The sequence below is a fragment of the Rhodoferax fermentans genome (genome assembly GCF_002017865.1).
Taxonomy (GTDB): Bacteria; Pseudomonadota; Gammaproteobacteria; order Burkholderiales; family Burkholderiaceae_C; genus Rhodoferax; species Rhodoferax fermentans.
In genome coordinates, this window is sequence record NZ_MTJN01000002.1 from 249,339 (window position 1) to 265,391 (window position 16,053).

A 16,053-nucleotide genomic window follows, 5' to 3' on the forward strand; every position below is an offset into this window, starting at 1 on the left:
TCTACAATCGCCCCATGTCCATCCCCCAAAGCTTCGTACAGGAACTGCTGGCCCGCGCCGACGTGGTCGAGATCGTCGGGCGTTATGTGCCACTCAAGAAGGGCGGCGCCAATTTCATGGGGCTATGCCCGTTTCACAGCGAAAAATCGCCGTCTTTCTCGGTCAGCCCGACCAAACAGTTCTACCACTGCTTTGGCTGCGGCAAAACCGGCAACGCCATCGGTTTTCTGATGGAGCACGCGGGCATGAGTTTTGTGGAAGCCGTGCAGGACCTGGCCCAGCAATTTGGCATGCAGGTGCCCGAAGACGACGCCAGCCCGCAGGACCGCGCCCGCGCTGCCGAACAACGGCAAAAACAGCACACCTTGAACGATGTGCTCGAGAAAGCCTGCAAGGCCTACCAAAAACACCTCAAGGCGTCACCGCGCGCGATCAGCTATTTCAAAGGTCGTGGTCTGTCAGGCACCGTGGCCAAACAGTTTGGCCTGGGGTATGCCCCTGAGGGCTGGCGCAGCCTGGCCAGCGTGTTCCCGAACTACGACGACCCGCTGCTGGTGGAAAGCGGCTTGGTGATCCTCAACGAAGAAGACGGTGGTGAAGCCAAACGTTACGACCGCTTTCGTGACCGGGTCATGTTCCCGATCCGCAACATCAAAGGAGAATGCATCGGTTTTGGCGGACGGGTGCTGGGTGACGACAAACCCAAGTACCTCAACTCGCCGGAAACCCCGGTGTTCAGCAAAGGCCGCGAACTCTACGGCCTGTTTGAAGCCCGCGCCGCCTTGCGGGAACACGGCTACGCGCTGGTCACCGAAGGTTACATGGACGTGGTGGCGCTGGCGCAGCTCGGTTTTCCCAATGCGGTGGCGACACTGGGCACCGCCTGCACCCCCGAGCATGTGCACAAACTGTTTCGTTTCACCGAGTCGGTGGTGTTCAGCTTTGATGGCGACAGCGCCGGCCGCCGCGCGGCACGCAAGGCGCTGGACGCCGCTCTGCCGCTGGCGACCGATGTGCGCAGTGTCAAGTTTCTCTTTTTGCCGCCCGAGCACGATCCCGACAGCTTTATCCGCGCCCACGGCAAAGAAGCCTTTGCGCGTTATGTCAGCGAAGCGGTGCCACTGAGCCGTTTTTTGCTCGACGCTGCCCGTGACGGCTGCGACCTGCACACCGCCGAAGGCCGCTCACACCTGTCGAGCAACGCCAAACCGCTGTGGGAACTATTGCCCGCTGGCGCCCTGAAACAACAACTGCTGTCAGAGATCGCCGATCTGGTGCAACTCTCCAGCCGGGAGTTAACCGAGGTCTGGTATCCGACGCAGGCCAAGCCCAAACGGGTGCGCAAGGAAAACTATCAAAGTGATAGTGATTACCGCAGCAAGGACGGGGGCTACAGCCCAAAATCTTATAAATCCAAGAACAACCCTCGCCCGATGCCCAGCAACAGCCGCCTGCCGGCCAGCCGGGCCGACCATGCCGCACGTATCCTGCTCGACAACATGGCCGCACTCGAGGCTCTGTCGGTCGAAGACCATGGCTTGCTGTGTGGCCTGGAGCCACCCTACGGGCCGCTGTTTGCCTGGCTGGAAGCGCAGTTCCATGAACATGGCCCACAGCCATGGATCGCTCTGCGCGAGGGCCTACAAGGCCACGAGAGTGAAGCCTTTGCCACCAAACTGATGAGCAGCCACGAGCTGGGTGTGGATGAGGATGCGGCCGAAGCCGCCAGCGAGCTGCGCCGCCTACTCAATCTGATGCTGATCGACCAGCTCATGGCAGCGGAAACCCAGGCGCTCGAAGAGGCCAAAACCGACCCCTCAGCACTGCAACGCTACCGTGAACTGCAGGACCGTCGCAAGGCCTTGAAACCCGCCATCTAGGCACCATCTGGGACGCTCAAGCTCGCAAAAAAGGTATAATCCGCTGTTTTTCGCCCAGGCAAGCGCGACAGCAGCACCTCCGGACCCGGCCAACACGATGCATTTGAGCGCATCCGGCCACCTTGCCGCAAGGACTGCACACCAAATGTTCGCCCACCCGTCTTGCCGGACCCTGCCCGTTTTTGCGATGTTTTTCCAAAACGCTGGTCTGCCCGCAGCGCTCCACATGCTTCGTTTGTCGTCGTTTTGAGGTTCATACATGCCTGCTTCCAAGTCAAAGACTTCCGCCGCCCCCGCAGCCAAGACCAGCGCTGTAAAAAAAACAGCCAGCAAACCCACTGAACCGAAAGTACCCGTCGTGCCCGCATCCAAATCCAAAGTCAAAGCTGCTGTAGAAGAAACCCAGGTCGATGCCGTAGCAGAACCTGTTGCCAAGAAAAAGGCTGCAAAAACCGTCAAGAAATCTGGCGATACCGCCACTGGCGCCAAACGCGGTCGCAAACCAAAGGCCGGCAAGGCGGATTCGGATGTGGATGATCTGGACCTGTCCGACATCGAGGACGATCTGGCGGGTGAACCGGTTGCAGAAACCAGCGAAACCACCGAGACCACCGAAAAGGTCAAACCGCTTCGCATGAAGATCAGCAAGGCCAAAGAACGTGCCTTGATGAAAGAGTTTGGTCTGGATGAAACGGTTCTGTCCGAAGAAGACCTGGCCAAGCGCCGCCTGCGCCTGAAAGCGCTGATCAAGCTCGGCAAAACCCGTGGTTATTTGACCCACGGCGAAATCTCCGACCACTTGCCCGACAAACTGGTCGATGCCGAAACGCTCGAGGTGGTGATTTCGATGCTCAACGACATGGGTGTTGCCGTCTACGAGCACACCCCTGATGCCGAAACCCTGCTCTTGAACCAGAACGGCCCCACCGCCGCCACCGAAGAAGAAGCCGAGGAAGAAGCCGAAGCCGCCTTGAGCACGGTGGACAGCGAATTTGGCCGCACCACCGACCCGGTGCGCATGTACATGCGCGAAATGGGTACGGTCGAGCTGCTCACCCGCGAAGGCGAAATCGAAATCGCCAAGCGCATCGAAGGTGGGCTGATGGCCATGATGGAGGCGATTTCCGCCTCCCCCGCCACCATCGACGTGATCCTGCAACTGGGAGAAGACATCCGCAACGACAAGGTGGTCATTACCACCATCGTCGACGGTTTCACCAACCCGAACGAGGCCGACGACTATGTGGCCGAAGAAGACTTTGACGAATTCGACGCAGATGATGACGATGACGGCAAGGGAGGCTCCAAGGCGCTGACCAAAAAGCTCGAAGAGCTCAAAAAAGAAGCGATGAGCCGCTTTGACCGGATGCGTGCCCACTTCGAGCAGATCCATGTGATCTACGACAAGGAAGGTTACGGCAGCGCCAACTACCAGAAGACACAGCGCGCTCTGTCCGACGAGCTGATGTCGATCCGCTTCACCGCCAAAACCATCGAAAAACTCTGCGACATGGTGCGTGCCCAAGTCGACGACGTGCGCAAGAAAGAACGTGAGTTGCGCCGCATCATCGTTGACAAGTGCGGCTACCCACAGCCCCAGTTCATTGCCGAGTTCAGCGGCCGTGACAAACACCACAACAAGGTAGCCAGCCATCTGCTCGACCTGAAATGGATCGAAAAACAGGCCGCCGCCGGCAAGCCCTGGAGCGCGACCATGGGCCGCAACATCCCGCCGGTGCAGGAGTTGCAACAACGACTGATCGACCTGCAGGCCAAGGTTGTGGTGCCGCTGGACCAGCTCAAGGACATCAACAAACGCATGAACGAGGGTGAATACGCCTCGCGTGCGGCCAAGAAAGAGATGATCGAGGCCAACTTGCGCCTGGTGATCTCGATTGCCAAGAAGTACACCAACCGTGGCCTGCAGTTCCTCGACCTGATCCAGGAAGGCAACATCGGCCTGATGAAGGCGGTCGACAAGTTCGAATACCGCCGTGGTTACAAGTTCTCAACCTACGCCACTTGGTGGATTCGCCAGGCCATCACCCGCTCCATTGCAGACCAAGCGCGCACCATCCGGATTCCGGTGCACATGATCGAAACCATCAACAAGATGAACCGCATCAGCCGCCAGCATCTGCAAGAGTTTGGTTACGAGCCCGATGCATCGGTGTTGGCTGAGCGCATGGAAATCCCGGAAGACAAGATCCGCAAAATCATGAAGATCGCCAAAGAGCCGATCTCCATGGAAACGCCGATCGGTGACGATGACGATAGCCACCTGGGTGATTTCATCGAAGACGGCGCCAACACCGCCCCGATGGAAGCCGCGATGCAAGCCGGTCTGCGCGACGTGGTCAAGGACATTCTGGACAGCCTGACGCCACGCGAAGCCAAGGTGCTGCGCATGCGTTTTGGTATCGAGATGACCAACGACCACACCCTCGAAGAAGTCGGCAAGCAGTTTGACGTGACCCGTGAACGCATCCGCCAGATCGAAGCCAAGGCGCTGCGCAAGCTCAAGCACCCCAGCCGCTCGGACAAGCTGCGCAGTTTCACCGACAACCTGTAGACACCGACCCAGCGTTTACATAAGAAAAGCGCCTCAGGCCCTGATAAAACGGGCGTGAGGCGCTATTTTTTTGATATCTAACAAGCCGAGGGACGCTGGAACTTCGCCCGGGCCAAATCGACCTGCGCCCGGGTAACACACGCCTGTGCATGGTCGTTGATCAGCCCCCTGCCCACAAGGAGGCGTGTTCGCCATGATGGGCCTGCACCAAGCGTATGGCGTTCGCGCACCTTCGGAGAAAAATGGTTTGATTTCTTGCTTGTGGCTGCATCTTCTCAAAGTAGGGAGCATCCTCAAAACCGGTGCAAATCAGTCATGACCACACCTTTCTTGCTGAAGGCCAGCGGCCTTGTGGGTGCTGTGACTGCCCGGTTTGGTCAAACGTGCTGCGGGAGTTGAAAGCTCAACTCATTACCCGGCGGCCAGCTTAAACACGGCCACCGTGCTCACCAACTCCTGCGATTGTGACTTGAGGCTACTGGCAGCAGCAGCCATCTCTTCCACCAGGGCTGCGTTTTGCTGGTGACCTGGTCCATCTGCTGGATAGCTTCCCCTATCTGGCCCACACCCTGGCTTTGTTCGACGCTGGCCGCACTGATCTCGCCCATGATGTCGTTGACCCGGCGAATGGAGGCCACCACCTCGGTCATGGTGGTACCGGCCTGGTCGACCAGGGCTGTACCTTGTTCGACCCGCTCGACACTGTTGCTGATCAGGGTCTTGATTTCTTTGGCGGCTTCAGCACTGCGGCCTGCCAAGCTGCGCACTTCACTGGCCACCACCGCAAAACCACGACCCTGTTCACCCGCACCGGCGGCTTCCTCCGCTGCGTTGAGTGCCAGGATACTGGTCTGGAAACTGACCAAGAACCGGGGTTCCTTCCCCAGTGATGAGGCGCTGACCAAACTGTTCTATCTGGCCCTGCGCAACATCAGCCCCAAATGGACGATGCCAATCAGAGACTGGAAGGCTGCCCTGACCCGTTTTGCCATTCAGTTTGCCGATCACTTCTCCTCAACTGATCTCCGCCCCGTTTACACAAAAATTCGGACACCCGTCTTGTTCAGCGTTGCCGTAACCCGTAAGACTGTGCTCTCGCCCTAGCTTTCCAGTTGTTGCAACAGGTATAGCCGCTGGTAGACACCTTGAGGGATCGCCATCAACGCCTCATGGTTGCCCTGCTCTTGAATGTGGCCATGGTTAAGCACCACGATGCAGTCAGCGGCGCGGATCGTCGACAAGCGGTGGGCAATGGCGATCACGGTCACACGACCGCGCAGTTCGGTCAGGGCCAGTTGCACAATTTGCTCGGTTTCTGAGTCAATATGGGCGGTCGCTTCATCCAGAAACAAGATGCGTGGTTGGCCTGCCAAGGCTCGCGCGATGGCAATGAGCTGTTTTTGCCCGACCGACAAGCGTGCCCCGCCTTCACCCAGCAGGGTGTCATAGCCCTGCTCTAGCTGCATGATGAAGTCGTGGCAATGTGCTGCCCGTGCTGCCGATTGCAGGTCGTGCTCGGCAATATCGCGGCCCATCGCAATGTTCTCACGCACACTCGCGGCCAGCAAAAAAGGATCCTGCGGCACCAGGCCCACATCGGCACGAAAATGCGCGTCGCTGAACTGAGCCAGAGGTATGCCATCAATGCTGATGTCACCTGATTGCGCTTGGTAAAAGCGCAATAACAGGCTGAGCAAGGTGGACTTGCCACTGCCGGTGTGCCCGACCAATCCGTAAAAAGCACCCGCAGGAATCTGTAGGCTCAGATCGTGCAGGATCACCGTATCAGGGTTGTACCCAAACCGAAGTCGCTGGATGCTCACCGCGCCTTGGGAAATCCGCTCTGGGCCTGTCACCGCCATCGGGCGGTGTTCTTGTAGCAATGTGTCCACCCGCGCGGCAGCAACGATGGCTTGTTGCAGCTGCCCAAACTGCAGCGTGATCTGAATCAGTGGGTCCACCACGCGGCCAAGGTAGCTCACAAAGGCATACAACACGCCGATTTGCAGCCCGCTGAAGGCACTCAGGCCAAAACTGTAAATTACAGCGACAAGCAGCAACACATTGATCAAGTCCAGCATCGGACGCAGCAGCCAGGCATTCACACGCATCTCAGCAATGCGGGCACCCAGATGCTGCTGGTTGATGCGGTCAAACCTTTGACGAAAACGCACTTGTGCGTTGCTGGCCTGTAGTACCGGCATACCGGCAATGGACTCGGACATCAGGGCATTGATGTCGCTGCGTTTCTGCCGTGCACGTGACACAGCGGGTGCACTCCAGCGCTGGTAGAACCAGACAATCACCACCACCGTTGGCACCAGCGTGAGCACAATCAGCATCAAGCGCCAATCCAGCCAGGCCATTGCAGCAAAAGCACCGAGCACAACAATGCTGTTGTCAAGAATCACAAACAGCACTTGGACATAGAGGTTCTTGACCTGCTCGGTGTCATTGGTCACCCGGCTGACCAACTGCCCGGTGATTGCCTTGTCAAAAAAAGCCATGGGCAGACGCAACACGTGGCCATAGACCTCTTCGCGCAATCGCCGAACCGAACGCATGGCCACCCCGGCCAGACGCGCCAATTGGGTGTAGCGAATGGCGCAAGCGATGGCACCTGCAAGCAAAATGCCACCCAGCAGCAAACCCACCTCCATCGGGTCAAAACGCCGCGGTATCAGCGTGTGGTCAATGAAATACTTACCCAGCAAGGGGCCAGCGGCTTCGAGCAGCGCCGCCACAATCAGCCAAAAACCGCCCTTCCAGACGTGGTGTTTCTCGGATCGGGCCGCATGCAGCAACAGGGCAATGGCTTGGCGCGTGTTGCGTGGCTGGGGAGTGGCTTCAGTCTGCATCCAGACTCGCTTGTAACTGTTGGTAGCGCCATTGGGATGTGTACCAGGCATCAAGCGCCAGCAGACTGGCATGGTCGCCCTGCTCAACAATGCACCCATCCTTGAGCACCAGTATGTGTTCAGCATCCATCACGGCGCTCAAGCGGTGGCTGACGATGATGGTTGTCCTACCTGGGCTGGATTTGCGCAGCTCTTGCAGGTGCTGCAGGATGCTGGTTTCGGTTTGCGTGTCAACGGCAGACAAGGCATCGTCCAGCAGCAACAGCGTTGCATCAGCCAGCATCGCGCGTGCAATGGCCACCCGCTGACGCTGCCCGCCCGAGAGCGAAATGCCTTTTTCCCCCACTGGGGTGTCATAACCCTGTGGCATCCGCGCAATGTCTTCGTCGATGCAGGCCAGGCGAGCCGCGTTTTCGATCTCAGCCCTAGTGGCATCTGGCTTGACCAGCCCAATGTTCTCGGCAATCGTTGCAGAAAACAGAAACGGCTCCTGAGGCACCCAGCTCATTGACTGGTGCAAGGTCTCCAGGGTGTAGTCAGCCAGTCCGTGGGCTCCCCAACTGATGTTGCCCTGGTTGGCTGCGTACTGGCGCAAGATCAAACGAACCAGACTGGATTTCCCCGCACCGGTGGCACCGACAATGCCCAACGTGTGCCCGGCCAACACAGAAAAACTGATTCCCGACAGGGCCAGTGCCTGGTGCCCTGGATATGAAAACGAGACGTCTTTGAACGCCAACGCGCCCACAGGTGTTTGTGTCCTTGTGCCACTGTCATCGATGGACAGTGGCGCCGCCAAGGTCGGCTGCAATCGCTCCCAGGCAGCACGTCCGCGCTGGATCAAAGACAACACCCAGCCAGCAGCAAACATGGGCCAGATCAATTGGCCCAGGTACATGCTGAACGCCGTCAACGCACCAAGGGTCAGCACCCCGTGCCAGACCAGCGTACCGCCCAGCCCCAGGGTCAGTACCGTGGCACAGATCAAGGTGATCCCTACCGTGGGTTCGAGCGCGGCCTCCCATCTCTGGGCTTGCAGGCTGGCACTGGCTGCGTTTTCAGCCAGTTCGGAAAAGCGTGCGGCACTGCGCTCCTCCAGACCCAGCGCACGCAATGTGCGCACACCGGTGAGCGTCTCCTGCACGTGGTCATTGAGTTTGCCAAATCGCTCAAGTGAATCTTTGGAGGCCAGGTGAATGTGCGTTGAGATGCGCCAAAACGCGAATGCCATGAAGGGAAACGGCAGCAGAGCGACCAGTGCCAGTCGCCAGTCAATGCCAAGCGTCATCATGGCAACGACCAGGATCAACGTCAATGTGCCATCAAAGCCTGCCAGCATGGCTTCCCCTGAGGCCATTTCTACAGCGTCAATGTCGTTGGTGGCCTGCGCCATCAGGTCACCCGTGCCACGCTGGTGAAAGAAGTGAGGCCCTTGTAAACACAAGCGAGCGTAGAGGCGTGTGCGCAGCTCGGCCCCAAGACGGTAGCTGGCCGCAAACAGCTGCAAACGCCACGCCACCCGCAGGAAATAAATCAACACGCCCGCCAACACCAGCCAACCCAACTGCGCCAACAGCGCCGTGTTGTCCAGTTGCCCAGCAGCCAGACCGTCCACGATGCGACCAACATGTCGTGGAATGAAGACTGTGAGAGCGCTTACCGCCGCCAGCATCAGTGCCGCAAGCAAATAGGGGCGCCAGTTCTGGCGCACGTAAAGTGCGATCAGGCTGGTCAGGGTCATGGGAGTGCGCCGCAATGGCGTGAATGACGGTTGGGGGGAGACGAATTCTAGGGTTGATTCGGTTAAGCCAACAAAGTCAATGATCCTCATCACTTTGATCATCAGTGGTCTTAAAGATATCGAAAACTGCGGCGCGGGTTGCCACCCCGTTACCCGCAGACGTTGAAAGCCGTGCCCTGACTGCACCGCTATCCTCATGGTTGTTGGGTGGATAACTCAGCTTGCTATCATCCAGCCATGCAGCAACAGTTATGGCATCGTCTGATGGCCACGCTCCAACTACCCATGACCACCGGCCTATTCGATAGCCGGTGTGTTCGGGAGTACGTGGGTGTGCGCGATATCTGGCCATACAAGCCGGTCGCACATTCCCCCGCCCGGCGATAAACCTTTTTCCCTATCTTGCGCAAGCACCTATCGCCGGGCACCAGCTCAGCGCGATAGCGGCCATTCTTCTGCATAACGATGTCTGGCCGCGCTTGATGGAGAAACCTCATGCACAAGACCCTTTCCGGTCAGCGCTTGCTGACCGAGCTCGATTTCACCCGGCTTTCCAAACTGAATCGAGGCCAACTTCCAGAAGACCTGGCCGAGGATTTGAACTCGGCAGACCTGGTGGTCTCACAGGACATTGCCCCCGATATTGTCACGATGAACTCGCAGGTCGAGATCGTCCATGACGGCTCGGCACTGCGCCAGAAGTTCACCCTGTGTTACCCCGCCAACGCTGACGCAGGCCGGGGGCTGATCTCGGTTCTGTCGCCGGTCGGGGCCGCCTTGCTGGGCCGACGCGTTGGCGACACCGCGTGTTGGACCATGCCTCAGGGTGAGGCCCGTTCCGCCAAGGTGGCGGCCATTTTGTTTCAGCCAGAAGCCTCTGGTGACTACACCACCTGAGCAAGGTGCAGGCAAGAGTGAGCGCCCCAGCACCAGTTGGGCCAAAAAGACCATTTCCTGCCTTTTTGAATGCTTCACTTCGACCTCGAACCCCGCTTGAGGGCAGGGATTCGAGCGTCAGATTTTCAAAAGTCTTCAAACCATCATGAGTATTCGTTTCAACACGCAAGTCAGCGCCATTTTGGAAGAGGCCGCCATGAAGTTGGGTGAGCTGGGTTACTACGCCCGCATCGAGCCAGGCCTGGTGCCAGCCAGCGGGGAAGGTGTGATCACCCTGAATGTCGCCAGCAGTCTGATCGGCTTGGCACGGGTGGAGGAGCTGTTTCTGTCTGGGCAGGCGAACATCCAATCCCAGACCTCCAAGCTGGGCCTGCTGAAGTTCATCGCCCGCAGCCAAGACCGAAGCCAGGACCCCGACTTTGTCGCCGGTGTGGTGGGCCCCCGGGACACATGAACGTGCGCGGCCACCCCGGACGACCAGACGCCCGCGCCGATGCGAAGTCTCAGCCATGGCCTGAAGACCCACTGTGTCAACAACGTCAAATTGGAGGTGGACACCATGTATCAACTCAATCACATTCTGGCGGCGACCGATCTGTCAGCACCGGCTCGCCATGCTGCTGAACGTGCGGCACTGGTCAGCAAGGAGACCGCGGCGACGCTTGATCTGTTGCACGTGACCAACCTGGCTCCGCTGGAGCGGCTTGGCCAACTGATGGGCACCACAGCGGGCGACTTGGAACACAAGGTCCTGCAAGCGGAACAGACCAGGCTGATGGCGCTCGCCACTGAACTGCAGCACCGCGTTGGCATCACACCTGACACACAGGTCGTTGCCGGCGACTTGCTCACCGAACTGGCCAAGTCAGCCGATGCCTTGGCAACAGACCTGCTGGTTTGTGGTGCCAAGGGCGACAGTGTTTTTCGCCGCTTCGCGCTGGGAACAACGGCCTTGCGTGTGCTGGGCAAAACAAAGTGCCCCGTTCTGGTGGTGAAACAGCCACCCCGTGGCGCCTACAAGCGGCTGTTGGTACCGGTCGATTTTTCAAGCGCGTCACTTCGGGCCCTGCACCACGCACGCTGCCTGGCGCCCCAGGCCGACATGGTGTTGATGCATGCGTTTGAAGTGCCTTTCGAGGGGCTCTTGCGTTATGCCAGAGTGAACGAAGACACGATCCAGCAGCATCGGGTGACTGCCCGGAAGGAAGCGCTGCACAAGCTCCAGACCTTGCGGGACAAAGCCGGGCTCAACAACATGAACACCAGCCTGCTGGTCCTGCACGGCAACCCAGCCCTGCGCATCCTTGAGCAGGAACAAGCGCTTGATTGCGACTTGACCGTGATGGGCAGACACGGCGACAGCCTGCTGGAAGAGATGCTTCTCGGCAGTGTCACCAAACACGTGCTGGCCGAGTTGCAGGGCGACCTGCTGGTATCGGTGTGAGCCACATACGGGCCAGATCAAACCGCCAGAGATCGCCAGAACACCACGGCGCCACACAGACGCCAGGTCCGCAAGGCGGCCATTGCAGTGCCCGGAGGTTGCATGCAGATGATGCACAAAATATGCTTCAAGCCCTTTTCCTTAAAGGGCTGACAGCTACAAATTAGATACTACATCTGCAAGATCAGCGCATTCACAGCTTCATCGGCTGCGGCGTGGGCATGGGACCAGGCACTTCGGACGGCAGCGGTGCTGGCGACGGAGGTGTCGGCATGGGGGGCGTTGGCATAGGTGGCATGGGTGTCGGTGTGGTTGGCATCGGTTCTGGCGCCGGTATGTCGACGGTCATGGTGAAGTTGGGTTGTTTCATGCGTCTATTTTTGGTGTGGGCAAGGCAGCCGTCTGTGCGTTGCCCCACCACAGAAACACAGGGTGGCTGGTCTGCAAACCTGGCTTGGCCTGCGATCACTCGGGTGCCTTGACCAGGTTCAAACCTGCGCCCGAAAAGTCTGGCCCAGCGCAAACACGGAGTTGGGGCCTTGGGGATGGAAGGCGGCTGGCAAGGGCTGTTTAAACACCCCGCGGTTGGGCGGTGATTTGTGTGCCAGTTCCACACCCTGGGCCAGTTGGTCGAGCACCAGACTCTTCAAGGTGACCGACTGGGTGAACTTCAGCACCTTGGCGTTCATGGCGTCCCACAGGTCTTGTGTCATGTGTTGCACGGGTGAAGCGTCTGCCTGTTTGGTCGAGGGCGGGTCGTCCTCCACCGCGCAAATGATGTCAGCCACGGTGATGACGTCTGTCTGACTGCCCAGCGAGTAGCCGCCGCCCGGCCCACGGATGCTGGTAACCAGCCCTTGCATGCGCAGCTTGCTGAACAACTGCTCGAGGTAAGACAGTGAGATGTGTTGGCGCTGCGCGATCTCGTTGAGCGGAACGGGCCCAAATTTTTCACGCAAAGCCACATCAATCATGGCGGTCAGGGCAAAACGGCCTTTGGTACTTAAACGCATGGTGATTCCTCCAGTTCAGGCGTCCCATTGCACAACGGCCAATCGGTGTTGTCGGTCTGCCAACGAACACAAGCACAGGCCCAGCAAGCGTGCGCTGTCGCACTGACGGGCTCGTTGTCGGGGTCTAAGGTGGGCCTAGCGCACTTTTTAACGGCGCTTTCCCCCCATGCCACTGAACCAGGAGTAACCCATGAACCCATTGCCTCCCGTGCCACCTGCAAGCGACACCACCGACAGCGACATGGCCGAACAAGCCAATCCAGGCCACGGTGTGCCCTCGCAGGACCCCAATGCTGGGGCGCAGACGCCACTGAACCCCAAAGACGCTGAACGCGAAGCCAACTCGGTGCTGGTCGGTGGCGGCGTGATGGCGGGTGCAACCACGGGTGCAGTCATTGGTGTGGCAGTGGCCGGACCGGTGGGGGTGCTGGTGGGAGCCTCGCTCGGTGCGATGGCGGGTGCGCTGGGTGGTGCTGCCGCAGGCGCCGCAGCAAGTGCACAAGATGTGGCCACCCTGCCCGCAGGCTCGGTGCGCTTGCACATCGAAGACAGCGGTGGTGACGGCCGACCCGTGGTGCTGATCCATGGCTGGCCGCTGTCAGCCATGGCCTGGGAGCAGCAGGTGCTGGTGTTACAAGGCGCCGGTTACCGGGTGGTCACGTACGACCGGCGCGGCTTCGGGCGCTCAGACAAACCAGAATCAGGTTACAGCTACGACGATCTGGCCGACGACCTGCAACGTGTTCTGGACCACTGCCAACTGCAGGACGTGACGCTGGTGGGGTTCTCCATGGGGGGTGGCGAAGTGGCACGGTATGTGGCGCGGTACGGCGAATCACTGTTGCACAGCGTGGTGTTTGCGGCGGCCGTGCCGCCGTTCCTGATGAAGTCGGTCGACAACCCCGACGGACCACTCACCCCCGAAGCAGCGCAAAAATCTCGGCGTGCGCTGGAACTGGACCGCAATGCGTTTTTTGAGCAGTTCACCGAAGACTTCTATTCGGCCAATGGGGTATTCCTGGTGACCGAGTCGCAGCGCCGTGAGGCTGTCGCGCTGTGCCAGCAGTCGGCACAAGCTGCGGCACTGGCGTGTATGGACGCGTTTGGCACCACCGACTTCCGTGAAGACCTGAAGCGGCTGACCGTGCCCACCCTGGTGATCCACGGTGACGCCGATGCCATCGTACCGATCGAAGGCTCGGGCCTACGCACCCACCACGCGGTGCGCCACAGCCAGCTGGTGACGGTGAGCGGTGCACCACACGGCCTGAATGTGTCGCACGCGCAGGCCTTCAACGATGCGCTGCTGACCTTCTTGCGCACTTGAGCGCGCTGTCTGCCCAGGGCCACGGTGTGGGCGGATCAGGCACAGACATGAATGTCCGAATATGATTGGTATCTGTCTCTTTCAAAGTGGCTAGGCCCTCATAGATAATGGATCATCAGGGTTTTAATACCGGAGAAATCTTGATGAAAACATGTCTGATAGTGATTGATGCACAAGAGTCCTTCCGCCACCGCCCATTTTTTACCACCACCGACCTGCCCGCCTACGCCCAGGCGCAAAACGCGCTGATCGACGGCTGCCAAGCGGCCGGGGTGCCCATCGTGCGGGTGTTCCATGTGGATGGCCCGGCATCCAGCGACAACCCGTTTGCCCAGGCATCGGGCCACATCAAGCCGCTGGGCGAGTTGCGTGAATTTGAGCCCGCCGCCACCTTTGTCAAAAGCCGCCACAGCGCGCTGGTGGGCACCGGGCTTGATGTGTGGCTCACCGAGAGCGGCATCGGGCGGCTGATCATCAGCGGCATCCGCACCGAACAGTGTTGCGAGACCACCACCCGCCACGCGTCTGACCTGGGCTGGCAGGTGGACTTCTGCCTGGACGCCACGCTGACCTGGGACATGCAACAGCCCGATGGCCAGACCTTGAGCGCGACTGACATCAAAACCCGCACCGCCACCGTGCTGGCTGGCCGTTTTGCCACCCTGTGTGACCCGGCTCAGTCCCTACAACGTGCGCTGGAGCAAGCGGCATGAGCGCGCCCTTACCGATACAGGTGGCCATCCTGGTGTTTGACGCGGTCGAGGTGCTGGACTTTGCCGGGCCGTACGAGGTGTTCACCACCGCCAGCCGGGTGTTTAGCAGGCGCAATCCCGGTACGGGTGCCTTGTTTGAGGTGACCTGTGTCTCGCGGGATGGCGGCCAAATCCAGGCGCGGGCCGGTTTGCGCGTACAAGCCGATCGCAGCTTTGCTGACGAGGCCGCGTGTGACCTGCTGCTGGTGCCCGGTGGTGTGGTGACTGCGCCTCAAGCCTGCCCGGCCACGCTGGATTGGATAAGCCGAACTGCTGCTGGGGCACAGATCAGCGCCTCGGTCTGCACCGGTGCCTTTTTGCTGGCGGCCAGTGGGGTGTTAAACCAGGGCCGTGTCACCACCCATTGGGAGGATGTGGCTGACCTGCGCCAGGCCTTCCCCAAGCTGGAGGTGTGTGAGGGTCCGCGCTGGATCGACAACGGCGCGCTGGTCACCTCGGCGGGCATCAGCGCGGGCATCGACATGTGCCTGCATCTGGTGGCGCGGCTGGCCGGGCCGGAGCTGGCGCGCCTGACCGCCCGCCAGATGGACTACCCCTGGAGTGACGATGCCACTGGCTGACACACCCGCCAATCCGATTGAGCTGTTTTTTGTGCTGCTGCCAGACACCCTGGCGCTGGACTGGGCCGGCCCGGCTGAGGCGATGCGCATCGCCAACCAGGTGCTGGTGGCCAAAGGCTTGGCGCCACGTTTTGTGCTGCGTTTTGTCGGACCCTGTGCGGATCAAGTCAGCTCGGTCGGCCTGCGTTTGAGCGGCATTGAGGCCTTGCCAACGGTCTTGCCACAGCCAAGCTGGGTGGTGCTGCTGGGTTTACCCGGGCAAACCATCGCGGTGGATTCGGAACCGGCCCGCGCCCTGCTGCACTGGCTGCGTGGCCTGCGGCTGGCCAGGCATCAGCTGGAGCTGGTGACCGTGTGTGCCGGGGCCGTGTTGGCGGCCCATGCCGGGCTGCTGGCGCGCCACCATGTCACCACGCACCACCAGCATCTGGCGGAGTTGCAAAAGGTGGCGCCAAGCTGCCAGGTGGTGGCCAACCGGGTGTTTGTGGAAGACGCGCCGGTGTACAGCAGCGCTGGCGTGACCACCGGCATCGACCTGATGCTGCACCGCATTGCCAACCTGTGTGGCGAAGCCGTGGCCGCCCAGGTGGCACAAACCATGGTGGTGGCATTGCGCCGGGGCCCACAAGACCCCGAGTTGTCACCGTTTCTGAGCTACCGCAACCACTTGCACCCAGCCCTGCACCGGGTACAGGACGCGATCAGCAGCGCACCCGCCGACAGCTGGAGTCTGAACCACATGGCCGAGCTGGCCTGCACCTCACCCCGACACTTGACCCGACTGTTTGTAGAGCACGCAGGTATTGCGCCGCTGGCCTATTTGCGCCGCATCCGCCTGGCGCTGGCGCAGACCGCGCTGCAGTCGGGCCGCAATGTGACCCAGGCGGCAGAGTTGGCGGGCTTCAGCTCAGACACCCAGCTGCGCCGCGCCTGGCACCAGTTTGCCGACGGTGGCACCCCATCCAGCTCCAAAATGCCAAATTAATAG

The 16,053-nt window shown here is 60.0% G+C and carries 13 protein-coding genes and 2 pseudogenes; 10 read left to right on the forward strand and 5 right to left on the reverse strand.

All coding sequences use genetic code 11. The annotated features are described in order from the left end of the window. Positions 1–14 precede the first annotated feature (14 nt). Complete coding sequence (gene dnaG, locus RF819_RS01225) at positions 15–1,880, forward strand: DNA primase (RefSeq protein WP_078363286.1); 1,866 nt, start codon at positions 15–17, stop codon at positions 1,878–1,880. A 259-nt stretch (positions 1,881–2,139) separates the two neighbouring features. Continuing rightward, positions 2,140–4,452: an RNA polymerase sigma factor RpoD gene (gene rpoD, locus RF819_RS01230; RefSeq protein WP_078363287.1), complete on the forward strand. Its 2,313-nt coding sequence runs from the start codon at positions 2,140–2,142 to the stop codon at positions 4,450–4,452. A 411-nt stretch (positions 4,453–4,863) separates the two neighbouring features. Here the strand turns inward: rpoD and RF819_RS20810 are convergent. Then, positions 4,864–5,315: pseudogene (locus RF819_RS20810) on the reverse strand (methyl-accepting chemotaxis protein); the annotation flags it as partial. Here RF819_RS20810 and RF819_RS20815 point away from each other — a divergent pair. Continuing rightward, positions 5,272–5,472 (forward strand): annotated as a pseudogene (locus RF819_RS20815) (IS256 family transposase); the annotation flags it as partial. The pseudogenes RF819_RS20810 and RF819_RS20815 sit on opposite strands and share 44 nt — an antisense overlap. An 80-nt stretch (positions 5,473–5,552) precedes the next feature. Here RF819_RS20815 and RF819_RS01245 read toward each other — a convergent pair. Then, positions 5,553–7,310, reverse strand: coding sequence for an ABC transporter ATP-binding protein (locus tag RF819_RS01245; RefSeq protein ID WP_078363289.1), 1,758 nt, complete (start codon positions 7,308–7,310; stop codon positions 5,553–5,555). Then, positions 7,300–9,051: an ABC transporter ATP-binding protein gene (locus RF819_RS01250; protein WP_078363290.1), complete on the reverse strand. Its 1,752-nt coding sequence runs from the start codon at positions 9,049–9,051 to the stop codon at positions 7,300–7,302. Before RF819_RS01250 ends, RF819_RS01245 begins: the two co-directional genes overlap by 11 nt. 495 nt (positions 9,052–9,546) lie before the next feature. Between RF819_RS01250 and RF819_RS01255 the strand changes: the two genes are divergently transcribed. The 3 genes from RF819_RS01255 to RF819_RS01265 all read left to right on the forward strand — a co-directional run bounded on the left by RF819_RS01255 (position 9,547) and on the right by RF819_RS01265 (position 11,392). Beyond that, positions 9,547–9,948, forward strand: coding sequence for a GreA/GreB family elongation factor (locus tag RF819_RS01255; protein WP_078363291.1), 402 nt, complete (start codon positions 9,547–9,549; stop codon positions 9,946–9,948). A gap of 145 nt (positions 9,949–10,093) precedes the next feature. Continuing rightward, positions 10,094–10,402 carry a hypothetical protein gene (locus tag RF819_RS01260; protein ID WP_078363292.1) on the forward strand — a complete coding sequence of 103 codons (309 nt, stop codon included), beginning with the start codon at positions 10,094–10,096 and terminating at the stop codon, positions 10,400–10,402. A gap of 105 nt (positions 10,403–10,507) precedes the next feature. Continuing rightward, positions 10,508–11,392, forward strand: a complete 885-nt coding sequence (locus RF819_RS01265; protein ID WP_078366712.1) for a universal stress protein — start codon at positions 10,508–10,510, stop codon at positions 11,390–11,392. Between the two features lie 193 nt (positions 11,393–11,585). Here RF819_RS01265 and RF819_RS21225 read toward each other — a convergent pair whose 3' ends face one another. Then, a complete protein-coding gene (locus RF819_RS21225) occupies positions 11,586–11,762 on the reverse strand; it encodes a hypothetical protein (protein WP_158081214.1) in 177 nt (58 codons plus the stop codon). Between the two features lie 118 nt (positions 11,763–11,880). Further along, positions 11,881–12,405, reverse strand: a complete 525-nt coding sequence (locus tag RF819_RS01270) for an Rrf2 family transcriptional regulator (protein ID WP_078363293.1) — start codon at positions 12,403–12,405, stop codon at positions 11,881–11,883. Between the two features lie 190 nt (positions 12,406–12,595). Here RF819_RS01270 and RF819_RS01275 point away from each other — a divergent pair, with 190 nt between their 5' ends. The 4 genes from RF819_RS01275 (at position 12,596) to RF819_RS01290 (ending at position 16,050) form a co-directional block, all read left to right on the forward strand. Continuing rightward, complete coding sequence (locus tag RF819_RS01275; protein ID WP_242473128.1) at positions 12,596–13,732, forward strand: alpha/beta fold hydrolase; 1,137 nt, start codon at positions 12,596–12,598, stop codon at positions 13,730–13,732. Positions 13,733–13,875: 143 nt separating this feature from the next. Continuing rightward, positions 13,876–14,445 (forward strand): isochorismatase family protein, encoded by a 570-nt coding sequence (locus RF819_RS01280; RefSeq protein WP_078363294.1) that lies wholly within the window; start codon positions 13,876–13,878, stop codon positions 14,443–14,445. After that, on the forward strand, positions 14,442–15,065 hold the full coding sequence (locus RF819_RS01285) for a DJ-1/PfpI family protein (protein WP_078363295.1): 624 nt from the start codon (positions 14,442–14,444) through the stop codon (positions 15,063–15,065). The genes RF819_RS01280 and RF819_RS01285 overlap by 4 nt, the downstream gene beginning before the upstream one ends. Continuing rightward, a complete protein-coding gene (locus tag RF819_RS01290) occupies positions 15,052–16,050 on the forward strand; it encodes a GlxA family transcriptional regulator (protein WP_078363296.1) in 999 nt (332 codons plus the stop codon). Before RF819_RS01285 ends, RF819_RS01290 begins: the two co-directional genes overlap by 14 nt. Positions 16,051–16,053: the final 3 nt, after the last annotated feature.

Excerpts from the sequence above, each read along its gene's own strand:
- dnaG (WP_078363286.1), top strand. The coding sequence starts at position 15 with ATGTCCATCCCCCAAAGCTTCGTACAGGAACTGCTGGCCCGCGCCGAC.
- rpoD (WP_078363287.1), top strand. The coding sequence starts at position 2,140 with ATGCCTGCTTCCAAGTCAAAGACTTCCGCCGCCCCCGCAGCCAAGACC.
- RF819_RS01245 (WP_078363289.1), bottom strand. The coding sequence starts at position 7,310 with ATGCAGACTGAAGCCACTCCCCAGCCACGCAACACGCGCCAAGCCATT.
- RF819_RS01250 (WP_078363290.1), bottom strand. The coding sequence starts at position 9,051 with ATGACCCTGACCAGCCTGATCGCACTTTACGTGCGCCAGAACTGGCGC.
- RF819_RS01255 (WP_078363291.1), top strand. The coding sequence starts at position 9,547 with ATGCACAAGACCCTTTCCGGTCAGCGCTTGCTGACCGAGCTCGATTTC.
- RF819_RS01260 (WP_078363292.1), top strand. The coding sequence starts at position 10,094 with ATGAGTATTCGTTTCAACACGCAAGTCAGCGCCATTTTGGAAGAGGCC.
- RF819_RS01265 (WP_078366712.1), top strand. The coding sequence starts at position 10,508 with ATGTATCAACTCAATCACATTCTGGCGGCGACCGATCTGTCAGCACCG.
- RF819_RS21225 (WP_158081214.1), bottom strand. The coding sequence starts at position 11,762 with ATGAAACAACCCAACTTCACCATGACCGTCGACATACCGGCGCCAGAA.
- RF819_RS01270 (WP_078363293.1), bottom strand. The coding sequence starts at position 12,405 with ATGCGTTTAAGTACCAAAGGCCGTTTTGCCCTGACCGCCATGATTGAT.
- RF819_RS01275 (WP_242473128.1), top strand. The coding sequence starts at position 12,596 with ATGAACCCATTGCCTCCCGTGCCACCTGCAAGCGACACCACCGACAGC.
- RF819_RS01280 (WP_078363294.1), top strand. The coding sequence starts at position 13,876 with ATGAAAACATGTCTGATAGTGATTGATGCACAAGAGTCCTTCCGCCAC.
- RF819_RS01285 (WP_078363295.1), top strand. The coding sequence starts at position 14,442 with ATGAGCGCGCCCTTACCGATACAGGTGGCCATCCTGGTGTTTGACGCG.
- RF819_RS01290 (WP_078363296.1), top strand. The coding sequence starts at position 15,052 with ATGCCACTGGCTGACACACCCGCCAATCCGATTGAGCTGTTTTTTGTG.